The organism is Pseudomonas gingeri (genome assembly GCF_013385635.1).
Classification (GTDB): Bacteria; Pseudomonadota; Gammaproteobacteria; order Pseudomonadales; family Pseudomonadaceae; genus Aquipseudomonas; species Aquipseudomonas gingeri_A.
In genome coordinates, this window is sequence record NZ_JACAPR010000025.1 from 124,748 (window position 1) to 130,747 (window position 6,000).

A 6,000-nucleotide genomic window follows, 5' to 3' on the forward strand; every position below is an offset into this window, starting at 1 on the left:
GTTGATGCCACGCCCCGTGGAGGTGGGCGGTGCATTGAATTGGATTATTCTGGCGGCAATGCCAGCCGTTGCCCACACATCAGCAGGCTGAGACGGCTGAGGCTGCTCCAGGGCGAGCCGGCGGCCTGTCCCTTGATCTGCGCATCGACCCGCTGGGCGTCCATCAGCAACTGGCTCCAGCGTTGTGCCGAATGCCGTTGCAGGGCCTTGCTCATCAGTGGTTTGCGTTTGTCCCAGACCGGTGGCCGGGCCTGGCTGAAGGCCTTGTCCAGCGGCACGCCCTGGCTGTATTGCTGGGACAGGTTGGCCAGCAGTCGCAGCTCCCGGGCCAGGGCCCAGAGAATCACTGGTGGTTCGACCCCTTCGCCCCGCAGCCCTTCGAGCATGCGCAGGGCATGGGCCGACTCGCCATTGAGCACGGCATCGACCAGGCCGAAAACATCGAAGCGGGCGCTGTCGGCTACCGCGGCCTGCACCGTTTCAACGGTAATCTGCCCACCCTCGGCCATCAGCTTGAGCTTTTCGATTTCCTGGGCCGCCGCCAGCAGGTTGCCTTCGACCCGTGCGGCAATCAGTTCCACCGCATCCTGCTGGGCGGACAGCCCGGCCTGCGAGAGGCGCTGGCGAATCCATTGCGGCAACTGGCTGGCATCCACCGGCCAGATCTGGATGAACTGGGTCTGCTGGCCTTCGACCAGGGCCTTGCCCCACTTGGTTTTCTGCGCGCTGCCGTCTAGCTTGGGCAGGCTGATCAGCAGCAGGGTGTCCTCGGCCGGCCGGCCGCAATATTCCATCAGCGCGGCGGCCCCCTTGTCGCCTGGCTTGCCCGAGGGCAGGCGCAGTTCCAGCAGGCGCTTTTGCGCGAACAGCGACATGCTGGCACCGGCTTGCAGCAGCGTGCCCCAGTCGAAATTGGCATCGGCGCTGAACACCTGGCGTTCGTCGAAGCCTTGCTGGCGCGCGGCGGCGCGAATGGCGTCGGCGGCTTCCTGGCACAGCAACGGATCGTCACCGCTGATGATATAGACGGGCGCGAGGCTGCCTTGCAGGTGTTTGGCGAGTTGGGCGGGGGCGAGTTTCATAGGCGGATAGCGGCGGGGCGCCTGGGGCGCCCCGTCCGGCTTACTGCTGCGGCAGTTCCAGAGGTGATTGCTTCGGTATCGAGTCTTCGTACTTGCGCGCGGCTTCCAGGGCATCGGCGTCCGCCTTGGCCTTGGCATCGGCGGTTTGCTGCAGGCCGTCGAGTTGTTCCGGTGTCAGCAGTTGCAGGCGGATGACCATCTGTTGCACCAGATCGCGACGCATTTCCTTGCGCAGTTGCTCGGCCTCGGCGTCGCCGCCGGTGATGTTGTTGCCGTCGTGCACGTAGTACTTCTGCACTTCCAGCTTGCCACCCAGCAGGGTCAGGTCCTTGTCGCCATGGATTTCATAGGTCAGCACGGTGTTGAGTTCGTACTCGGCGGTACGACCCGAACCGCTGTAGCTGGCAGCCCGCTGGGTTTCCTGTTCATTGGTCAGGATCAGCTTGTAGGGCGCGCCGTTGTAGACCTTGACGCCGCTGTGCTCCAGTACCTGGGTCAACTGCTTGACCGTGTCACCGTAGGAGTTGCGGGCGCTGACCGACAGTTCCTTGATCGTCAGTTCGGTATTGCCGGTGCCGCGCAGCTGGAAGCCGCATGCGCTCAGCAGCACTGCAAGGCCCATTACCAGCAGATTGCGTTTGATCATCTTGTTGCTCCCCTTGAAACCGTGGGTCGACGCTGCGACCCCGGAAGTCTTGTAAGGCGCCCGTCACTGCGGGCGCCTGGTCCAATTAGCTAGCGACGATATTGACCAGCTTGCCGGGCACGACGATCACTTTGCGAATCGTCAGGCCATCGATGAAGCGCAGTACGTTTTCGTTGATCCGCGCCGCCGCTTCGATTTCTTCGCGGCTGGCACTGGCCGGCATTTCGATCTGGCCGCGCAGCTTGCCGTTGACCTGGATCACCAGTACCAGGCTGTCCTGCACCAGGGCGTTGTCATCCTGCACCGGCCAGCCGGCGTCGATCACCGGGTCGGCGTGACCCAGTTGATTCCACAGTTCGTGGCAGATATGCGGGGTAATCGGCGCCAGCAGCAGCGCCACGGTTTCCAGGCCTTCCTGGACCAGTGCGCGATCCTGTGCGGTACCTTGCGGCGCTTTTTCCAGCACGTTCATCAGCGTCATCACCTGGGCGATGGCGGTGTTGAATTTGTGGTTCTGGCCGACGTCGTGGCTGGCCTGCTTGATGGCCAGGTGGATCGAGCGGCGAATGGCTTTCTGCTCGTCGTTCAGGCCGGCGATGTCCAGTTTGCCCGGCAGGCCCTGGGAAACGTGGGCCTGCGCCAGGCGCCAGACGCGCTTGAGGAAACGGTGCGAGCCTTCGACGCCGGAGTCGGACCATTCCGCGCTCATGTCGGGTGGCGAGGCGAACATCATGAACAGGCGGCAGGTGTCCGCGCCGAACTGGTCGATCATCGACTGTGGGTCGACGCCGTTGTTCTTCGACTTGGCCATCTTCTCGGTGCCGCCGATCTCTACCGGCAAGCCGTCGGAGATCAGCCTGGCGCTGATGACCTTGGCCTTGCTGTCACGCTCGAGTTCCACGTCCGCCGGGTTGAACCAGGTGTAGGCACCATTGGCTTCGCGACGGTAGTAGGTCTCGGCGATTACCATGCCCTGGGTCAGCAGGTTCTTGAATGGTTCGTTGGAACTGACCAGGCCTTCGTCACGCATCAGCTTGTGGAAGAAGCGCGCGTAGAGCAGGTGCAGGATCGCGTGTTCGATACCGCCGATGTACTGGTCCACCGGCAGCCAGTGGTCGGCGGCTTTCGGGTCGACCAGGCCACCCTCGTAGTGCGGCGAGGCGTAGCGCGCGTAGTACCAGGACGATTCGACGAAGGTGTCCATGGTGTCGGTTTCACGCTTGGCAGGTTTGCCGCATTTAGGGCAGGTGCACTCGTAGAACTCGGGCATGCGCGCCAGCGGTGAACCGGCGCCGTCCGGCACCACGTCTTCCGGCAGCACGACCGGCAACTGGTCTTGCGGTACCGGAACGTCGCCGCAGGTGTCGCAATGGATGATCGGGATCGGGCAGCCCCAGTAGCGCTGGCGGCTGATGCCCCAGTCGCGCAGGCGGAACTGGGTACGCGAGGCACCGAGGTTCTTCTTGATCAGCGCGACTTCGATGGCATCGAACGCACCGGCGAAGTCCAGGCCATCGAACTCGCCGGAGTTGATCAGCGTGCCATGCTCGCCATAGGCGTCCTGCCAGGGCGCCGGGTTGGTCTCGCCCGAGCTGGTGCGCACCACCGACTTGATCGGCAGGCTGTACTTGGTGGCGAACTCGAAGTCACGCTCGTCGTGAGCCGGAACCGCCATCACGGCACCGTCGCCGTAGTGCATCAGCACATAGTTGGCGACCCACACCGGGAGTTTCTCGCCGGTCAGCGGGTGCTCGACGAACAGGTCGGTCGGCAGGCCTTTCTTTTCCTGGGTGGCGACGTCGGCTTCGGCCACGCTGCCGCCCTTGCATTCAGCGATGAAGGCTTGCAGCTCGGGGTTGTTGCGAGCCGCCTGGGTCGCCAGCGGGTGTTCGGCGGCGACGGCGACATAGGTCGCGCCCATCAGGGTGTCCGGACGGGTGGTGAAGACTTTCAGGGCACCGGCTTCGCCAATGGAGGCGACGTCGTACGGGAACTGTACTTCCATGCCGCGGGACTTGCCGATCCAGTTGCGCTGCATGGTCTTGACCTGCTCGGGCCAGCCCGGCAGGTCGTCGAGGCTTTCCAGCAGCTCATCGGCGTAGGCGGTGATCTTGAAGTAGTACATCGGGATTTCGCGCTTTTCGATCAGCGCGCCGGAACGCCAGCCGCGGCCGTCGATCACTTGTTCGTTGGCCAGTACGGTCTGGTCCACCGGGTCCCAGTTGACGGTGCCGTTCTTGCGGTAGATCACGCCTTTTTCGAACAGGCGGGTGAACAGCCATTGTTCCCAGCGATAGTAGTCCGGCTTGCAGGTGGTCACTTCGCGGGACCAGTCCACCGCCAGGCCCAGGCTGCGTAGCTGGGTCTTCATGTAGGCGATGTTTTCGTAGGTCCACTTGGCCGGTGCGACGTTGTTCTTCATCGCGGCGTTTTCCGCCGGCATGCCGAAGGCGTCCCAACCCATCGGTTGCAGGACGTTCTTGCCCTGCATGCGCTGGTAGCGCGCGATCACGTCACCGATGGTGTAGTTGCGCACGTGCCCCATGTGTAGCTTGCCGCTGGGGTAAGGGAACATCGACAGGCAATAGTAAGTCTCCTTGCCTGGCTGTTCACTGACTTCAAAGGACTTTTGCTCGTCCCAGAACGATTGGGCGGCATTTTCGATTTCACGGGGCTGATAGTGTTCGTGCATGGCTACTTGTACTGGAAAGGGTGGCCTAATCCTCTTCAACGCACCGTCTGGGTGCTGCTGGAAGTGGAGTTACAGGAAGCGCCGTAGCATACATGACGCCGCTCTATCGAGGGAAACCCTGATTGCGCGACAAAAGCCGTTGGTCGCGGCGGCCTGCCGGTTGGCCGGGCACCGCTAAGCTCTTAGAGGGGGGAGTGATTCTTATCTTCAATGAGGTGAACGGATGTTGGAGTCGCAGCGAAGTGTAACTGATCCCGAGTTGTACGAGCGTCTGATCACGCGTCTTGGGCTTGCCCTGGACGCTGCAAGGACGGCGGTTCGCTTGCGTGACGAGCGGCCTGCCGAGCTGGAGTTACGGGGCTTGAGCCGCGCCGAGTTCGAACTGATCAGGGCCTATCTGGACCTGAGCGGTAACGACGCGTCGGGGGCGGCCACAGCAGTAGCGCAACAGAAGGATGGGGTGCGTTCGGCCGAGGTCATCTGGTTGAAGGACAGGGCGCCCAAGCTGTATTCGGCGCGCTTCAAATCATTGCGGATCAAGTAAGGATCCGCCCGGCTGCATCCTGTTGTTTGTCGTTGGCCTGGCTTGTATCTGAAAGTCATGGATCTGGAATGTTGTTGATTGATCCTGATGCACTTAGGCTTCGAGCATCTTCTGGAGGTGCTCGATGCCTGTTCGCTTCATCCTGAAACAATTACTTCTGCCGCCCGGCCTGTTCTTGCTGTTGCTGGCGCTTGCCTGGTGGTTTCGTCGCCGCCGGCCGCGCCTGGCGGGGCTGTGTTTTGCCCTGGGACTGGGCGGGTTCTGGTTGATCAGCCTACCGGTGGTGGTCGAATGGTCCGCGCGGGCGCTGGAAACCGTGCCGCCGTTGAAACACGAGGAATGGGCGGATCTGGCGCAGCGGGCCGATGCGATCGTGGTGCTGGGCTCGGGGCGCGAACGGGGCGATCCGGCCTGGGGCAGTGACCAGCCGACCGGTATCGGCCTGGAGCGCCAGCGCTACGCCGCCCGTTTGGCCAAGGCCTCGGGCCTGCCGGTATTGACCAGCGGTGGCTTGCATTACGGTACGCCGCCCAGCGAGGCGGCGCTGATGGCGCAGTCGATGCTGGACGATTCCGGCGTGACGGTTCGCTGGTTGGAAGAGCGCAGCACCACCACCTGGGAAAATGCCCGGTTCAGTCATGAACTGCTGGCGCCGCTGGGCATCAGGCGGGTGGTCGTGGTGACCCATGCGGCCCATATGCCGCGGGCGGTGTGGAGCTTTGAAAAGGCCGGCTTCAGCGTGGTGCCGGCACCGGTCGGTTTCCTCGGTCGGGACAACGCCAGCCCGCTGGGCGGCTGGATGCCGGAGTTCAAGGCGATCTGGCGCAGCGGGCAGTTGATCAATGAAGCGGTGGGGCAGGTCGGCTACCGGCTGTTTTACCGTTGAAATCACTCCCCGATCGTTCCCACGCTCCGCGTGGAAATGCGGCCCGTGACGCTCTGCGTCACAAAGGCGGACGCAGAGCGTCCTGACAGGCATTCCCACGCAGAGCGTGGGAACGATCGCCAACACCGAACCTTGTAATTGGATGGACTC

Annotated in this window: 5 protein-coding genes; 2 read left to right on the plus strand and 3 right to left on the minus strand. The window is 63.0% G+C overall.

What is annotated here, in order from left to right; all coding sequences use genetic code 11:
* Positions 1–44 precede the first annotated feature (44 nt).
* From holA to leuS, 3 genes are all read right to left on the minus strand, one after another.
* Entirely contained in the window at positions 45–1,082 is a 1,038-nt protein-coding gene (gene holA / locus HX851_RS27360; RefSeq protein WP_177062881.1) for a DNA polymerase III subunit delta, read from the minus strand.
* 40 nt (positions 1,083–1,122) lie between these two features.
* Entirely contained in the window at positions 1,123–1,728 is a 606-nt protein-coding gene (locus HX851_RS27365; RefSeq protein ID WP_177062882.1) for an LPS-assembly lipoprotein LptE, read from the minus strand.
* A gap of 85 nt (positions 1,729–1,813) precedes the next feature.
* Positions 1,814–4,420: a leucine--tRNA ligase gene (leuS, locus tag HX851_RS27370; RefSeq protein ID WP_177066098.1), complete on the minus strand. Its 2,607-nt coding sequence runs from the start codon at positions 4,418–4,420 to the stop codon at positions 1,814–1,816.
* Between the two features lie 223 nt (positions 4,421–4,643).
* On the opposite strand from leuS, the gene HX851_RS27375 reads away from it, so the two are divergent.
* Together HX851_RS27375 and HX851_RS27380 are read left to right on the plus strand one after the other, a co-directional pair.
* Complete coding sequence (locus tag HX851_RS27375; RefSeq protein ID WP_177062884.1) at positions 4,644–4,964, plus strand: hypothetical protein; 321 nt, start codon at positions 4,644–4,646, stop codon at positions 4,962–4,964.
* Between the two features lie 124 nt (positions 4,965–5,088).
* On the plus strand, positions 5,089–5,850 hold the full coding sequence (locus tag HX851_RS27380) for a YdcF family protein (protein WP_177062885.1): 762 nt from the start codon (positions 5,089–5,091) through the stop codon (positions 5,848–5,850).
* Positions 5,851–6,000: the final 150 nt, after the last annotated feature.